Origin of the sequence: Massilia sp. Root133, assembly GCF_001426525.1 — a bacterium.
Lineage (GTDB): Bacteria > Pseudomonadota > Gammaproteobacteria > Burkholderiales > Burkholderiaceae_D > Telluria > Telluria orientalis.
In genome coordinates, this window is record NZ_LMEW01000013.1 from 43,459 (window position 1) to 59,255 (window position 15,797).

The 15,797-nt window shown below is 70.3% G+C and carries 7 protein-coding genes; 3 read left to right on the forward strand and 4 right to left on the reverse strand.

What is annotated here, in order from left to right:
• Positions 1–62 precede the first annotated feature (62 nt).
• Positions 63–1,604: a S1C family serine protease gene (locus ASD28_RS13705; RefSeq protein WP_056128606.1), complete on the forward strand. Its 1,542-nt coding sequence runs from the start codon at positions 63–65 to the stop codon at positions 1,602–1,604.
• Complete coding sequence (locus ASD28_RS13710; RefSeq protein ID WP_056128609.1) at positions 1,604–2,518, forward strand: hypothetical protein; 915 nt, start codon at positions 1,604–1,606, stop codon at positions 2,516–2,518. Before ASD28_RS13705 ends, ASD28_RS13710 begins: the two co-directional genes overlap by 1 nt.
• Positions 2,519–2,669: 151 nt before the next feature.
• Here the strand turns inward: ASD28_RS13710 and ASD28_RS13715 are convergent, their stop codons facing one another.
• Positions 2,670–4,292, reverse strand: a complete 1,623-nt coding sequence (locus ASD28_RS13715; RefSeq protein ID WP_082577333.1) for a serine hydrolase — start codon at positions 4,290–4,292, stop codon at positions 2,670–2,672.
• 93 nt (positions 4,293–4,385) lie between these two features.
• Here ASD28_RS13715 and ASD28_RS13720 point away from each other — a divergent pair, with 93 nt between their 5' ends.
• Positions 4,386–4,961: a TMEM165/GDT1 family protein gene (locus ASD28_RS13720; protein WP_056128724.1), complete on the forward strand. Its 576-nt coding sequence runs from the start codon at positions 4,386–4,388 to the stop codon at positions 4,959–4,961.
• On the opposite strand, the gene ASD28_RS13725 is transcribed toward ASD28_RS13720, so the two are convergent.
• The 3 genes from ASD28_RS13725 to ASD28_RS13735 form a co-directional block, all read right to left on the reverse strand.
• Complete coding sequence (locus ASD28_RS13725; protein ID WP_056128614.1) at positions 4,958–6,592, reverse strand: CehA/McbA family metallohydrolase; 1,635 nt, start codon at positions 6,590–6,592, stop codon at positions 4,958–4,960. The genes ASD28_RS13720 and ASD28_RS13725 overlap by 4 nt on opposite strands.
• 95 nt (positions 6,593–6,687) lie before the next feature.
• Positions 6,688–7,557 (reverse strand): hypothetical protein, encoded by an 870-nt coding sequence (locus ASD28_RS13730; protein ID WP_056128618.1) that lies wholly within the window; start codon positions 7,555–7,557, stop codon positions 6,688–6,690.
• On the reverse strand, positions 7,554–15,737 hold the full coding sequence (locus tag ASD28_RS13735) for a GH36-type glycosyl hydrolase domain-containing protein (protein ID WP_229412393.1): 8,184 nt from the start codon (positions 15,735–15,737) through the stop codon (positions 7,554–7,556). Before ASD28_RS13735 ends, ASD28_RS13730 begins: the two co-directional genes overlap by 4 nt.
• Positions 15,738–15,797: the final 60 nt, after the last annotated feature.

Below are 15,797 nucleotides of genomic sequence, written 5' to 3' on the forward strand. Positions count from 1 at the left end.
CACCGTGTATATTGCGACGGCAACGTTTGCATGTCACATTTGCACACCAAGACAGGGATTCCATGAAGATCGTTCGCCTTGCGGCGGCCGCCGCAATCGCGCTGGCCAGCTGCACGCTCCAGGCCCAGGAAATCAGCCAGGCCACCGCCCCGCCAACCGCCGCGCCGCCCGTATCGCCTGCCGTCGAAAACTCGGTCGTCAAGATCTTCAGCACCCTGCGCCGCCCGGACCCGTTCAAGCCCTGGACCAAGGCCACGCCGCAGGAGATCACCGGATCCGGCGTGGTCATCGAAGGCAAGCGGATCCTCACCAACGCCCACGTCGTCGGCTACGCGAGCCAGGTGCAGGTGCAGGCGAGCCAGGACGGCGACAAGGTCGGCGCCACCGTCGTCGCCATCGCTCGCGGCATGGACCTCGCGCTACTGAAATTGGACGACGAATCGTTCTTCGACAAGCACCACCCGGTCAAGCGCACGAGCGTCCTGCCGGACGTGCGCGAGGCCGTCATGGCCTACGGTTATCCGATGGGCGGCACGTCGCTGTCCGTCACCAAGGGCATCGTCTCGCGCGTCGAATTCGTCCCCTACGGCTACGGCAGCGCGGGCCTGCGCGTGCAGATCGACGCGCCCATCAACCCCGGCAACAGCGGCGGCCCTGTGATCGACGGCGACAAGATGATCGGTCTCGCGTTCTCGATGGCGGCGAATGCCCAGAACATCGGCTACGTGATCCCGAACGAGGAAGTGGAACTGTTCCTGCGCGACGTGGCCGACGGCCGCTACGACGGCAAGCCGCTGCTGCTGGACGATATCCAGACGCTGGAGAACCCGGTCCTGCGCCAGTACCTCAAGCTGGACAACGCGGTCGACGGCGTCGTCGTGCACCGCCCGTACCGCAGCGATGCCGCGTACCCGCTGAAGGAATGGGACGTCATCACGCGCATCGGCGACTACCCCATCGACAACCAGGGCATGGTCAGGCTGGGGGCCAACCTGCGCGTGCGCTTCCAGTACCGCGTGCAGCAGGTCGCGAAAAACGGCAAGGTACCGCTGACCATCGTCCGCGGCGGCAAGACCATGCAGGTACAGGTGCCCGCGAGCGGCCGGCGTCCCCTGTTGATTCCCGCGCTGGACGGCGACTATCCGTCGTACTTCGTGTACGGCCCGATCGTGTTCTCGCGCGCCACGGCCGAATACCTGTCCTTCATCAGCAACAACGCGCAACTGCTGAACGCCTACAGCTTCAACGCCAGCCCGCTCGTGACGCACCGCGGCGACGAGCCGGACGCGCAGCGCGAAGAACTCGTCGTCATCAGCTCGCCGTTCTTCCCGCACAAGCTCGTGACGGGCTACAGCAACCGCTTCGGCTCCGTCGTCGACTCCGTCAACGGCGTGCCGGTACGCAGCCTGCGCCACCTGGTGGCCCTGTTGCGCGACCTGAAGGACGACCTCGTCGTGCTGCGCTTCGACCAGCGCCTGGGCGAGACGATGGTCCTGCCGCGCCAGGCGATGGTCGACGCCACCGAGGGCGTCCTGCAGGACAACGGCATCCGTTCGCAAGGTTCGCAGGACATGCTGGACGTCTGGAACGGCAAGAAGAATTGATGGCGCCCGCGTTTTCGTTACGCCGCGCCGCGCTCGGCGCGGCCGTGCTGTCCGCCTGCGTGCCCTGCTTCGCCGCGGCCGCGCAACCGTTACCCACGCCGGCCCAGCTGGCTGCGCTGGCCTTTCCCGGCTGGAGCGAGAGCGCGGCCGGCCGCGTGCACAGCGCGGCCTTGCCGCCGCTTCCCGGCACCGGGCACGGCATCTACGCCGGCTGGAACGTGGGGCCGAACCGCGTACTCGTCGAACCGAAACTGGTGCTGCGCACGGACCCCTCGCACCTGACCCTCATCGCGGGCCTCGTGCCGGCCGGGGACGACGGCCGCTCCAGCGCCGTCCAGGCGACGCCGCTGGCACTGGCTGCCTACCAGTTCGAACAGCATGGCGGCACGTGGGGCGTGAGCGGACGCCAGGGCATCTTCGCGCTGCGCGGCTTTTCCGGCGCCGCCGCCGTGCGCGAGGTCGCGCTGGCCGCGCGCCGCCAGGCCGTTGCGGTGGAATACGGCAGTTGCTGGCAGGGTTACTGCGGCACCTGGCTCGCCGTGTACGAAGTCGGCCACGACGCGGTCCGGCGCGAGCCGGCCGTGGAGCTGGCACTGTCCGGCATCAACGTCGACAGCGCGGCGGATTGCCAGCACCGCCTGGCGCCGCTCGTGAAGCCGCACGCGCAGGACCCCATCGCACGCGACGACGGCGGTGCGCCGGACACGCATGACTGCTATGCGATCGAGAGCAGCTGGAGCATCGACGCGACGCATGAGCAGCCGGGCGACCTGACCATCCGCTACCAGGGGGCGATCAGCCGCGCGGAGTCGTATGGGGGGCCGCCGGCGGCGATCGACCAGAAGCAGGTGCTGCGGTACGGGAATGGGAAGTATCGGGCGGTGTCGGGGTACTCGCCGGTGCCGGCGATTTAAATATACCGTCGTCCCCGCGCAGGCGAGGACCCAAGTACATATACCGTCGTCCCCGCGCAGGCGGGGACCCAAGTTTATCTGAGTAGCCGCGCACGCAAAATTGGCCCCCTGCCTTCGCTGGGGCGACGGTTCATGGGCCGCAGGCCGATAGTCATGGCACCGCTTTCTTCACCGGCGTGAAGTTCAGATCCTGGAAGTCATAGCTGAAATCCGTCTCCGTCGAGATGGGCTGCATCCGCATCCGCTCGATGCTGCCGTCCGGATTCAGCGCGAACGTGACGTACGCATCGGCGTTGAAGTTGCGCTCCTTCCAGCGCACGATGAACGTGTCGTGCTGGTAGTGTTCCAGTTCGCCCGTCAGGTCGGGCGTGCGCGACATCGTCAGGATCTGTCTGTTCCCCTCATGCTTGATCGTCGCGATGCCGTACCACGGATCCTGGTACTCGCCGTCGTACGCCGCGCGCGCCAGCGACGGTTGCGACTTCGCCGCGCGCGCGGCGTTCGCCTTGCCGATGCGCGCCAGTTCCTTCGCGTGGTTCTCGTCCTCGACGGCTTTCACGATGCCGATCCAGTCGGTCGCCGCGGCCGGGTCCAGCATGCGGTCGAGCAGCTGGTATTGCAGCGCGTTCAGCGACCCGCCGCTTTCCGCGTTGGTCAGGATGGCGATGCCCAGCTTCGCTTCCGGCACCAGCACCACCTTCGAATAAAAGCCCTGCAGCGCGCCGCTGTGCATCGCGACCAGCCTGCCCTGCCAGTCGCGCAGTTGGAAGCCGAGGCCGTACGCGAGGAAGTTCGGGCGCGTGGCCGCCAGCTTGGGATCGGGCTCGCTGATGCGCATCGGCGTCTGCGCCGTCCACATCTCGCGCGCCTGCTTCGCGCTGTACAGGCGAATCTCCTTCCCGTTCGCGTCCGTGCCCACCTTGCCGCCGGCCAGCAGCACGTTCATCCAGCGCGCGATATCCTCGGCATTCGTATTGATGCCGACGGCGCCCACGGCGTTCGCCACCGGCATCGCCTTCACGGCCGCGATCCTGTCGTTGATCTTGCTGTGCGCGTTCGCCACGTCCGGATTGCCCGCGTTTTCCGCAAGGCTCGTCGTCGTGGAGACCATGCCGACCGGCGCGAGGATGCGCTCGTGGATCGTCTCGCCCCACGTCTTGCCCGACTTGGCCGCGATGATCTTGCCGGCCACGATGTACAGCAGGTTGTCGTACGCGTAGCTGCTGCGGAAGCTCGTGGCGGGGCGGATGAAGCGCAGCTTGTGGATGATCTCGTCGGTCGAGAAATTCGTCGTGGGCCACCACAGCAGGTCGCCGGCGCCGAGACCCAGGCCGCTGCGGTGCGTGAGCAGGTCGCGCACTGTCATCTCGTGCGTGACGTACGCGTCGTACATCTGGAAGTCCGGCAGGTGCTTCGTGACCGGATCGTCCCACGCGAGCTTGCCTTCGTCGACGAGCATCGCCAGCGCGGCCGCCGTGAACGCCTTCGAGTTCGACGCGACCTCGAACAGCGTCTTCGCATCGACCTTGTCCGGCGCGCCCAGCTTGCGCACGCCGAAGCCCTGCGTGGCGACGACCTTGCCGTCCTTGACGACGGCGATCGCGATGCCGGGCACGTCGAACAGCTTCATCGCGCGTTCGACGTCGGTGGCCAGCCAGGCGTTCAGGGCTGAGGCATCCTGCGTAATGACGGTTGCGGCGGGGGCGGTGGAGGGTGTCTGCGCCAGTGCGGCGCCGGAGAAAGCGAGCAGGATCGCTGCTGCGATGCGGGTCATGGATTGCACTCTTGGATTCCTCGGATGGTGGAAGCGCGGGGCAGGATAGCATGTTCGCGTCGGCGGCACACCTCTGCTATGATCCGCCTTTCCATGGATGCCTTCCTCGTTTCCACCGGCATCGTCGCCCTCGCCGAAATCGGCGACAAGACGCAGTTGCTGGCCTTCCTCCTCGCCGCACGCTTCCGCCGTCCGCTGCCCATCGTGGCCGGCATCTTCGTCGCGACCATCGCCAACCACGCCTTCGCCGCCGCCGTCGGCGCGCTCGTGAGCCGCCTGCTCGGCCCCGACGTCATGCGCTGGGTGCTGGGCATCGCCTTCCTCGGCATGGCCGCCTGGATCATGGTGCCGGACGAGATGGACGAGGACGAGGCGCCGCTGGCGCGCTTCGGCGTTTTCCTCACCACGGTGCTCGCGTTCTTCGTCGCCGAGATGGGCGACAAGACGCAGGTCGCGACCGTCGCCCTGGCCGCGCGCTACGCGTCCGCCGTGGCGGTGGTCGCCGGGACGACGCTCGGCATGATGCTCGCGAACGTGCCGGCCGTGTACTTCGGCGACCGGATCGCCGGCCGCGTCCCCTTGAAACTCGTGCACGGCCTGGCGGCGCTGATCTTCGCCGTGCTGGGCGTCGCCACCCTGTCCGGCGCGGGCCGCAGCCTGGGCTTCTAGGGCTGCTGCGTCACCCACACCGGGGCCGACCACAGGATCTTGCCGTCGTCCTGCGTCACCTTCGCATAATAGAAATGCGCGCCCGGCGCAGGCGCCGTCGTGACGTCGGCCTTGTCGGAGAGCTGGCTCACGTCGCCGTTGCGTCCCGGGACGCCTTCGATGATCGCCACCGTCGCGGCCTGCCGTCCCGTCGCGCTGGCGTAAGCCACCTGCAGCCGCAGCGCGCCCGTATTGTCGAAGCGCTCGCCCATCAGGTGGCCGTTCGCGGTGAGGACCACCTGCGCATCCTTGTCCATCGTCGCGAACACGCGGCGGGCACGCACGGCCTCGAGGAAGCTGGCGCGCGTCAGCGGCACGCCGTTCGGGATCAGCACGGCGCTGCGGTTGCTGTACGACGCGCCCCAGTTGGCGCAGTGGTTGTCCTGGTTGCTGCTGAACGCCACGTGGTAGCCCGCTTCCAGCAGCTTGTTGCAGGCCAGCTCGAAATTGCTGCGCCGCGTCTCGCCCTCGTTCTCGCTGACGGAAAACGCGGAGCTGTTGACCACTTCGCACAAGGCCATCACGGCGTCGCCGTCGGGAGTGTATGCGAGCGGCGTGCCGTTCACGGTGAACTGGCCGGTCAGCGCAGGATGGTTGAACTGGCCGGTCAGGCCGCGCTGGCGCATCAGCGCGTACAACGCGGCGTAGTCGCTCTTGGCCGTCGGCGTGTCCGCAAGCAGCTCGCCCTTCCCGTTCTTTTCCCAGCCGAGCAGCTCGTCGCTGTCGAAGATGTTCAGGTGGCCGCCATTGCCGATCACGCCCCATTCCATGCCGTACAGCGCGAGGAAGCCCGGATTCGCATCCGAGTAATCGCGCGCCGTCTTCAGGCCGGCCCGGTACAGCGCCTTCGCTTGCGCGGGATCGGCATCCGGGTTCGTGCCGTCCGAACCGTCGTACATGTGGTTGTGCTCGGAGACCATCAGGAAGTCCAGTCCGTGCCTGCGCGCATACGGATACGCTGCGTCCGGACCGTAGGGCGCCGTCTGCGGGTCTTGCGCGCCGTGGCAGTTGTCGACGGGGCCGCCGCCGTCGCTGTCGCGCGTCTGGCTGTGCAGGTTGCCGTAATAGACCGTGTACGGCAATGCGCCCGGCGCCGGCATGGCCATCATGCGTGCACGGCCCGTCGGCAGCGGAGAGAACGCGGGCAGCGCGGGCGTCGGCACGCTGCCGACGGCGATGTCCCACGCCTGGTCGGCCGTCTCGCTGCCGCTCGCGGCATGCAGGCGCACGCGGTAGATGCCGGGCGTGGGCCGGCGGCCGGCGAGGATGCCCGACCAGCGTACGGCAACGTCACGCGGCGTGCCGCCCAGCGCCAGCCGCCCCTGCCATTGGGCGACGCGGCGGCCGGACGGCGTGACGAGCTCCAGGCGCCACGTCACGGGACGGCGTGCCTTTCGACCTGCCTGCAGGCCGGGATACTCGAACGACAAGGTGAACGTGCGCGCATCGCGGACGTCGCCGTGGTACGGCGCGAGCAGGGTCGCATCGAACTCGTTATGTTCGAGCGTCGCGGCCGGCGCAGCGCTACACCAGGGGTTGAACACGCCGGCCGCGGCCAGCACCAGGGAGAGAGTGGGGATCGAGGTTTTCATGATGCAATTTTTGCAATTGCATGCATGCCGGCCTTGATCCAAGGCTCATAAAATTGTCATTTAGATATTAACTTATTGACAAATTTTAAGGCCGTTCAAAAGTGGTACTCGGCCCTTACCATCGGGGTGCTGGCGCGCTGGCCCCGGTTGCCGGTCGTGCCGGCCGTGTTACCGAATTTATTGTTCCAGAACTGGTATTCGAGGCCGATGCGCAAACGTTTTTTCGGCTGGCCGACATGGCTGCCCACGTCGTACATCAATTGCATGTCCAGGTTCGTCTCGGCGCCGGTGCCGCTGCCGACCTCGTCGCGGCCCTTGGCGCCGATGAAGTTCAAATAGCCCTCGAACGCCCAGCCTGGCGCCCACCGTTCGGGGATCGGGATGCCCCAGCTGGCCGAGAACATCGGGTGGATGTCGTAGGTGTAGCGTCCGCGTACCTGGGAGATCGGCGGGAACGCGCCGCTCGGCGCATTGCTTTCGTGGACCAGCAGCAGGCCCGTGCTAAGAAAGCCGGGCACGTCCCACATCAGGGCCGGCCCCGCCACCAGCATGCGCTTGCGCGAGTTGTAGCCCACGTCGTTCTTCGTGTTCCAGTCGAAGCCCAGCACGAGCCCCACGCCCTTGACGGCGCCGTAGGCCAGCGGCGCGCCGCGCAGTGCGCCGATATCCAGTGTGTGGCGGTAGACGACGTAGGCCTCCTGCGCGCCCTCGTTCTGCGTCCGCGACGCGGGATCGTTGCGGTCGGACTGCAGCAGGTCGACGTTGACGTAATTCGAGCCGTACTTGTAGCCGCTCGCATGCGTCAGCGCGACGATGTGCTTCTTGATGTCGGACGGATTGAACGGCTCGCGGAAGCGCTGGCCGTAGCGCCAGCTGAGCGCCGTGTCGCTCCAGTCGGCGGCGTGCGCCGACATGCTTACCGTCCCGATCAGGAAAGCCACCGCATGCGCACGTCGCGTGTTCATGGTCGCATCTTTTCGCAGGTCGTCCAGTTCATGTGCGGCGCCGGGGCGGCCGGGTCGTGGCGGGAAGCCACGTGCAGTTCCACCTCGTGCGTCCGGCCGTCGTCCACCAGCGCGATCGTATTGCCCTGCTGCGCCACCCCGTCCACGTGCAGCAGCGGCTCGTCCGCGCGCCGCACGGCGATCGTGTACTGGCTGCCGCGGTAGCGGTAGTGTAGACGGAAGCCTTCCCAGTTGGCAGGCAGGCGTGGCATCAAGGTCAAGGTTTCGCCGGCTCGCGTCACCCCGAGCAACGATTCGACGATCAACCGGTACATCCCGCCGGCCGAGCCCGCGTACCAGCTTGCCGTCATCACGTAGGGCGCCGTGCGCTCGGCCGGGACGAGCATGCGCGCCAGTGCCCACGCACGCTCCGTGTCGCCCAGGTGCGCGAACGCCATCGCCGCCCAGATCGCCGCCTGCGTGTCCTGGACGCCGCCGCCGTCGCGCACGAGATGGGCGTCCACCGCCTCCATCGCGATGCGGGCCCGGTCCCGGTCGGCCGCGCCGGACAGCACGGCCCAGCTTTGCGTGGCCGCATCGATGCCGCTCGCGCTGTCGTCGCCATACGCGCGCCGGTACCAGGCGCCGTCCCACGCGTTGCCGTCGAGGTTGTGCGCGAGGACCTGGGCCGCGCTGCGGCACGTCGTGCAGAAGCCGTAGTCGCCGCGGCGGTCGGCGAGTTCCGCGAAGCGGCACAGCACGTCGTACAGGAAGAACCCGAGCCGGACGCTCTCGCCAACGCCACCCGCCCCCGGCGGCAGGCCGTGCGGCCCGAACACGAGGGCGCGGCGTAGCGCGCGCACGCAGTGTTCGTAGATGCTGGCCTGTTCCTGCGAACGCTCGGGCAGGTCGCAATACGCCGCCTCGTCCTGCCTGAGCGCGCGGCCTTCGATGAACGGCGCGATCTCGTCCAGCAGTGCGTAGTCGCCCGTCACGCCCACGTAGCGGTGCACCGCGAGCGGCAGCCACAAGGCATCGTCCGGGCAGCGTGTGCGCTCGCCGCGGCCCGTCGGCGGATGCCACCAGTGCTGCACGTCGCCTTCGACGAACTGGTGGCCGGCGAACAGCAGGATGTGGTCGCGCAGCAGTTCCGGACGCACGTGCACGGCCGCCATCGCATCCTGCAACTGGTCGCCGAAACGGTATGCGCCCACCGACTGGTCATGGCTCGTGCGCGCCCACATGCGGCACGCGATCGCCTGCACCATCAGCCAGCCGTTGACGAGGACGTCGAACGCGGGCTCCGGCGTCTCGATGCGGACGGCGCCGAGCGTGTCGTCCCAGAAGTCGCGCACGCGCGCCAGGTCGGCGGCGGCGGTCACGGCACCGCTGTGGCGCTGGACCATGCCGGTGGCGTCCAGGTTGCGGCGTCCGCCCACGCCCAGCATGAACACGAGTTCCTGTTCTTCTCCCGGCGCCAGGTCGATGACGGTTTGCAGCGCGGCGCACGGATCGAGCGCGGCGCCGCTGCGGCCGGACAAGGTCGTGCGAGCGAGCGCGGCCGGATGGGCGAGGCTGCCGTCGCGGCCGATGAATTCCGCGCGGTCGCAGGTAAACGCCACGTGCTCGGCATCGAGGTGGAAGAACGCGACGCGGCCCGCGAAATCCCCGTTCCACGCGTTGCGGGCAAACAGCGCGCCGCTGACGGGATCCTGCTCCGTCACCACGTGCGGCGCGGCGTCCGCGCGCAGCTCGCCCAGCACCCACTCCACGTAGCCCGTGACGGACAGGCGCCGCGCCGCGGTCCCGTCGTTGCGCAGCTTGAGCACGATGTGTTTCAGCGGCGCGTCCAGCGCCACATACGTCAACAGCTCGCTGTGGATGCCGTGCGCCGCGTGCTCGAACACGCTGTAGCCGAAGCCGTGGCGCGTGACATGGCCGGCGCCGGACGGTGCCGGCAGCGCCGTCGGCGACCAGAACACGCCCGTCTGCTCGTCGCGCAGATAAAACACTTCGCCGCCGCGGCCGGCCACGAGGTCATCGTCCCACGGCGTCAGACGGAATTCATGGGCATTCTGGTTCCAGCTGTACGCCTGGCCGCTTTCCGAGATCACCGTGCCGAACATCGGGCTCGCCAGCACGTTGACCCACGGCGTGGGCGTGTGCCGGCCTGGGCCCGTGCGGATGACGCATTCGCGGCCATCGGCCGTAAAGCCGTCGATGTCGTCGTCCGGGACGGCCGGCGCGGTCCCTTCGTCCTGGTCCGGCGCCGCGGTCGGCACCAGCGCCGGCGGCAGCTCGGCCTTGCGCGCGGCCGCGCGGCGCAGCTGCTCGGCGAGGCTGCCCTGGTCGTCGGCCAGGACCACGCGCGCCACGGCCTGCATCAGCATGCGCTCGTCCAGCGACAGCTGCTCGGACGTGCACACGTACACGCCGCCCGCGCCGGGCAGCCGCATGACCTCGTCCTGCAACGCCGCCGGGCCGTCGCACCAGACCACGAGGTTCGCGGCGAGTCCTTTCGCGCGCCACCACGCATACGCCTGGACCGCCTGGCGCGCGAGGTCGAGGTTGGCGGCGTCGCGCAGGTGCAGCAGCACGAGCGGACGGTCGCCCGGAATGCCGAGCGCTTCCAGGTCGGCCCGGCCGTACTGGTTGCGCGCGATGACGGCCGGGTCGGCGCGCAGCGCAGGCTGCGGACACAGCACGCTGCCGGCCAGGCGCGCGTACGACTGGGCGTCCGCCTCGCTCGCGTTCAACTGGCGCAGCATGACCTGGCCGTGCGTCCACGCGAGTTCGGGCACGCGGTCGGCCACCTGGCGGTCGCGGTATTTGTCGATCAGGCGCAGCGCGTGGTCGCGCGTCTCGGCCACGCCCAGCACGATGTCGACCGTCGCTTCCTGGTGCGGCGCCAGCGTCAGGATGCGGCGGATCGCCAGCACCGGATCGGCCACGATGCCGTCCAGGCCGTCCAGCGGCGCGCGTCCCTCCAGCGCGGCGGGATGCGCCCTGCTCCGTCCGCGGCCGATGAAGTGCGCGCGGTCCGTCCCGAACTGGGCCGCGGGTGCGTCCGCGCCGTGCACCGTCATCACGTTCAGCAGCCATGCCTGCCCATGCGTGCACAGGAGCGCATCGCGCTGTGCCAGGATCTCCATCTGCACGGTTGCCGGCGCCGCCTCCGCGTAGCTCGTCAGCTCGATGGTGCGCGTCGTGCCCGTCCGGTTGGCGATGCGCAGGCGGCGCAGTTCGACGTCGTCGTCGGGCGCGACGACGATCTCCGTGTGCAGTTCGATGCCGTGGTCGCGCCGGTGGAATGCGGCGCGGCCTTCGGAGAACCGGGCTTCGTCATGCTCGGGCCGCGCCAGCGTGGGCCGCCAGGTGTTCGACCACACGGCCCCGCTGTCCACGTCGCGCACGTAGCAGACATGGCCGCCGTCGCCGGCGGTCGGATCCGCGCGCCAGCGCGTGACGGCCAGGTCGCGCCACGCGCTGTAGCCGGCGCCGCTCGCCGTCACCAGCACGTGGTAGCGGCCGTTGGACAGCAGTTGCACGTCCTGCGGCGCGGCGTCCGGTTGCGTCACCGTGCGCGCCGTCGTGGCGCTGTCGGGCGCGCGCGGGCGCATGTCTTCGACCTCCACGTGCCGCCCCGCACCGGCGCGCGGCACCGGTTCCTGCAGCAGCGGCAACGCGGCCTGGAACTGCGGCTCGGCGGCGAAGCGGCGCTGCATGGGCCGGTCGTGCAACAGGCAGGACAGCGCCAGCAAACCCATGCCCTGGTGGTGCGCCATGAACGCGCGCACGATCGCATGGGCCTGGCCCGCGGGCCGCCGCGCCGGCGTGTAGTCGACGGCTTCATAGAAACCGTAGCGGCCCTTGAAGCCCAGCTGCGCCATGCGCTCCAGGTTGGCGCAGGCGCGCTCCGGTTCGACCATCAGCGCCAGCAGCGCGGCGTATGGCGCGACGACGAGGTCTTCGCCTGACGCCCGTTGCGTCCCCGTGCCGGGTACGCCGAAGGCGCGGTACTGGTAATGCAGCGCGGCGTCCATCGCGTTGTAGCCGGATGCCGCAAAGCCCCACGGCACGTCGCGGCGGCGGCCGTATTCCGCCTGCGCGCGGACGATGCCCCGGTACGTCTGGTCCAGCAACGTGTCGCGGTACGCCGGCATCACCAGCAGCGGCGCCAGGTAGTCGTCCAGCGCGCCGTCCGTCGACAGCAGCACCGGGTGGCCGTACGCGCGGCACGACTGGCGGCCCAGCGCGGTCCAGTGTTCCTGCGGCAGCTGGCCGCGCGCGATGGCGGTGAAGCTGGCCAGGCGGGCATCCGATGCGAGCAGGCCCGTGTCCGCGTCGGCCAGCAAACCGAAATCCATGTCCGCACACGCGCGCGCGGCACGCGCCAGCTGCTCGATCTCCTGCAGGCGCACCTGCGCGTTCGTGCTGCCTTCCGCGACAAGCCCGGCGAGCAGCAGCTGGCGCGTGCGCTCGTCCGGTTCCAGGTCGTCGCCCGGCGCCTTCATGCCGAAGCCGGCCAGCTCGCGCACCGTCGGGATGCGGGTGAGGCTCGAATCGATCACGTATTCCTGCACGACGCGCATCCACGGCGCCATCGCCAGCAGGTCCGCCTGCGCGGCCGCCGTTTGCCGCGCCAGCCTGCCGGCCCAGTCGCGCAACTGCGGATCGGCGTCGTCCGGCACGGCGGCGCACAACGCCTCCGCGTGGCGCGCCAGCGTTTGCAGGCAATCGGCGAGGCCCGGCAACGTGCCCGCATTGCGGCAGCGCTCCGGCGAGAGGTGCAGGCGCAGCGCGGCGATCGCCTCGCGCACGGCGGGCACGGCGTGTTCTTCGACGACGTCCAGCGTGTCGCGGATGCCGTCCAGCGCGCGGCTGGAGGCGATGGGCTCGTTGGCCAGCCGTTCCAGGCCGGCGGCCAGCGTGAGCAGGTGCGCCGCCAGGTTGCCGCTGCCGGTGGCCGCCACGGACAGGGGCTCCAGCGTGCGCGTGTCGTACGCGTCGTGGAAATGGCCGCGCTGGCGTTCCAGCCGGCCCATCGTGTCCAGCGCCGCACGCGTGCGCGCCAGCAGGTCGCCCGCAGGCGCGTAGCCGAAGTCCCAGGCCGTCATGTTGGCCAGCAGCGCGAAGCCCACGCTTGCGGGCGACGTGCTGTGCGCGACGACGGGGGCCGGGTGTTCCTGCAAGTGGTCCGGCGGCAGCCAGTTGCTCTCGGCCGTGACGTGGTCCTCGAAGAATGCCCACGTGCGGCGGGCCGTCGTGCGCAGGAACCGGCGCTGCGCCTCCGCCAGGTGCGGTGCATGACGCGCAGCCGGCAGGCTGACCCACCATGCGACCACGGGCGACAGGAACCACAGCAGCAGCAGCGGCGCGGCCGCGAACAGCGCGAGCGGGTTCGCAAAGCTGAGCAGCACGGCGACGCCCACCGCGAACGCGGGCGCGAACCACATGTTCTGCCAGTTCGACTCCATGTCCGTGCTGGAGCGCGACAGGGTGGGCGCGCGCCATTCCAGGCGCAGCCGTTTCGACACGAGCATGCGCCACGCGCCGCGCGCGATCGCGTCCACGCTGTAGCTGGCCTCGTGCGGCAGGAAGGCCGTGTCCAGCAGCGCGTGATAGAGGCCGATGCGCGCGTCGTGCGCGCAGTGCCGCAGGTGCGCGCCGGGCGCGACGTCGTGCGGCTTGTCGGCCAGGGCGACGAGCGTGCGCAGCGCGAACGGCACGAAGAACACGGCCAGCACGGCCGCGGTCCAGAACGCGGGCGCCGGCAGCAGCGCCCAGCACAGCACCAGCAGGATGCACAACGTGGGCGCGACGAGGCTGCGGCGCAGGTTGTCGAACAGCTTCCAGCGCGCCAGCGGCGGCAGCGGATTCGCTTCGCGGCTGCGGTCCGCCCGCGGCACGCGGTCGCGCAGCCAGCCGGCCAGTTGCCAGTCGCCGCGGATCTGGCGGTGGCGCCGGGCGACATCGTCGCTGTAGCGCGCCGGGCATGGCGCCACGAGGTGGGCGTCGCCCAGCAGGCCGGCACGCAGGTAGCTGCCTTCCAGCAGGTCGTGCGACAGCACCCGGTCGTCCGGCAGGCGGCCGCGCAGCACGCGGTCGGCCACGGCCAGGTCGTAGATGCCCTGGCCCGCGAACGTGCCTTCGCCGAACAGGTCCTGCTCGATGCCGGATGCGCCGCCGCACAGGCGTTCGTAGCGCGACGCGTGTTCCGGCGGCAGCGCGGCCGTCATGCGCGGCTGCAGCAGGCCGTGACCGGCCACCACGCGCCGGCCCGCGTCATCGAGCACGGGGCGATTGAGCGGATGCGCCATCGCGGCGACGAAAGCGCGGGCGGCGTCGCGCGGCAGGCCGGTGCCGGCGTCCAGCGTGATCACGTAGCGGATCTCGTCCACGCCGTCGACGGGCCCTTCGATCACGGCGAACGGCGCGCGCTCGCCGCGCAGCAGGAACGCATTCAGGTCTTCCAGCTTGCCGCGCTTGCGGTCGCGGCCGATCCACGCGCCCTCGCCGTCGCTCCACGTGCGCTGGCGGTGCAGCAGCAGGAACGGCCGGCAAGCTCCATACTTCGCATTCAGCGCGGCGATGCCGGCGCGCGCCTGTTCGATCAGGTCGGCGTCGCCGTACACCTCTTGCCGCGGCGCGTCGGCCAGGTCGGTCAGGAGGCAGAAGCGCAGGTGCGGGTCGCGGTTGGCGAGATAATGCACTTCCAGCGACTCGACGAGGGCCGCCACGTTGTCGCGGCCGTACAGCAGCGCGGGCACGACGACGATGGCGCGCGCATCGGGCGGGATGCCCGCGCCGACATCCATGCGCGGCAGCGGCGCCGGCGCGACGAGCCGCGCGGCCATCAGGTCGACGAGGGCCAGCGCCAGCCGGCTCGCACCGAGCGCGCCCAGCAGGCCGATCGCGACGAGCAGCGCCGGGCCGGCGCCATCCTGCGCCGCGTGGACGGCGGCCGCCCCCGCGAACAGTGCGGTGCACGCGCCGACGGCGCCCAGATAGGCCGGCAGCGCGCGCACGCGGCCGGGGCGCAGGTTCAGCCGCTGCTTCAGTTGCGGCAACCCGTCGCCGGCCAGGTAAAAGCCGACGTGGCGCCGGCGCGCGTCATGCCCTTCGGCCGCCAGCGCCAGCGCTTCCGTCGCCACCTCGATCTCGCGGCGGCCGGCGGCGCGCGCGAGGCGCCCGACCACGTGGCGGTAATGGTCGCGCGTGGCGCCGTCCATGCGGCCGTAGACGCCGGCCGGGTCGCCGCGCAGCGCCTGCTCGACGGCGCTCATCGTCTCGGCGAATTCGCGCCAGTCCATGCTGCCCAGCAGGCGCAGGCTGGCGATGGAGTTCGCGACCGAGACGTCGTCCGCGGCCTGCTGCGTGACGTCGGCCTGCATCGCCTGGTCGAGCGTGCGGCCCTCGTCCGCGAGGCGTGTGGCGATCCATTGCAAGGCCTGGGTGAGCGGGCCGCCGCGGCCCTGCAGCCGGCGCGCGAGTTCGGCCACGAAGCCGGAACTCATCGGCTGCACGTCGCGCACCATGTCGGCCACGACGAGGATCAGGTCACCGGGCCGCTCCTCGGCCCGCGCCGTCATGCGGTCGGCCCAGCGGTTGGCCTGCACGCGCTGGCGCCGGGTGTCCGCCTGGCGCACGGCGAGGCGGCGCAGGTTCTCGATGAGCACGAGGCGCAGCATGGCCGGCAGCGCCGCAAGTTCCGCCAGCGCCAGCGGCGCGCCTTCCTGGTAGGCGGCGACGAAGCGCGCGAGGCTTTCCGCGTCCAGCCGGCCGTCGCCATGCGCGATCACGTCCAGCGCCAGCTGGTACACGCGCGGATTGCCCCGCGCATCGGCATCCTGCAGGCAGGGCAGCGCGCAGCAATCGTCGTCGGGGAGGTGGCGGCGCGCGAGGCGGACGTGGTCGTCGATCAGCCAGGCATGGTCGAGCAGCGCGTCGGCCGCCGGCGGCAGGCGCACGCCGGCGCGCGCGGCGCGCGCAAGGCCGGCGCAGGCATCGGCGATGACGGCGGCATTGTCGTCCAGGCGGTCCAGCAGGCGGTCGCTGCCCGGCGCGTCGGCCAGTTGATGGCGCGCGGCGAGGCGGCGGCCGTGGACGGCCATCTGGGCGGCGGAAAACAGTTCGGCGCGCAGCGGGGCGTCGTCATCGGCGACCCCGGCTGCGGGCGGCAGCACTTTTTCTTCTTTCAACAGGAACCTCGTGGTGGCGTGCGCAACCGACCGCCGGCTGACGCGGGACGCGACCATTCG

Excerpts from the sequence above, each read along its gene's own strand:
- ASD28_RS13705 (WP_056128606.1), top strand. The coding sequence starts at position 63 with ATGAAGATCGTTCGCCTTGCGGCGGCCGCCGCAATCGCGCTGGCCAGC.
- ASD28_RS13710 (WP_056128609.1), top strand. The coding sequence starts at position 1,604 with ATGGCGCCCGCGTTTTCGTTACGCCGCGCCGCGCTCGGCGCGGCCGTG.
- ASD28_RS13715 (WP_082577333.1), bottom strand. The coding sequence starts at position 4,292 with ATGACCCGCATCGCAGCAGCGATCCTGCTCGCTTTCTCCGGCGCCGCA.
- ASD28_RS13720 (WP_056128724.1), top strand. The coding sequence starts at position 4,386 with ATGGATGCCTTCCTCGTTTCCACCGGCATCGTCGCCCTCGCCGAAATC.
- ASD28_RS13725 (WP_056128614.1), bottom strand. The coding sequence starts at position 6,592 with ATGAAAACCTCGATCCCCACTCTCTCCCTGGTGCTGGCCGCGGCCGGC.
- ASD28_RS13730 (WP_056128618.1), bottom strand. The coding sequence starts at position 7,557 with ATGAACACGCGACGTGCGCATGCGGTGGCTTTCCTGATCGGGACGGTA.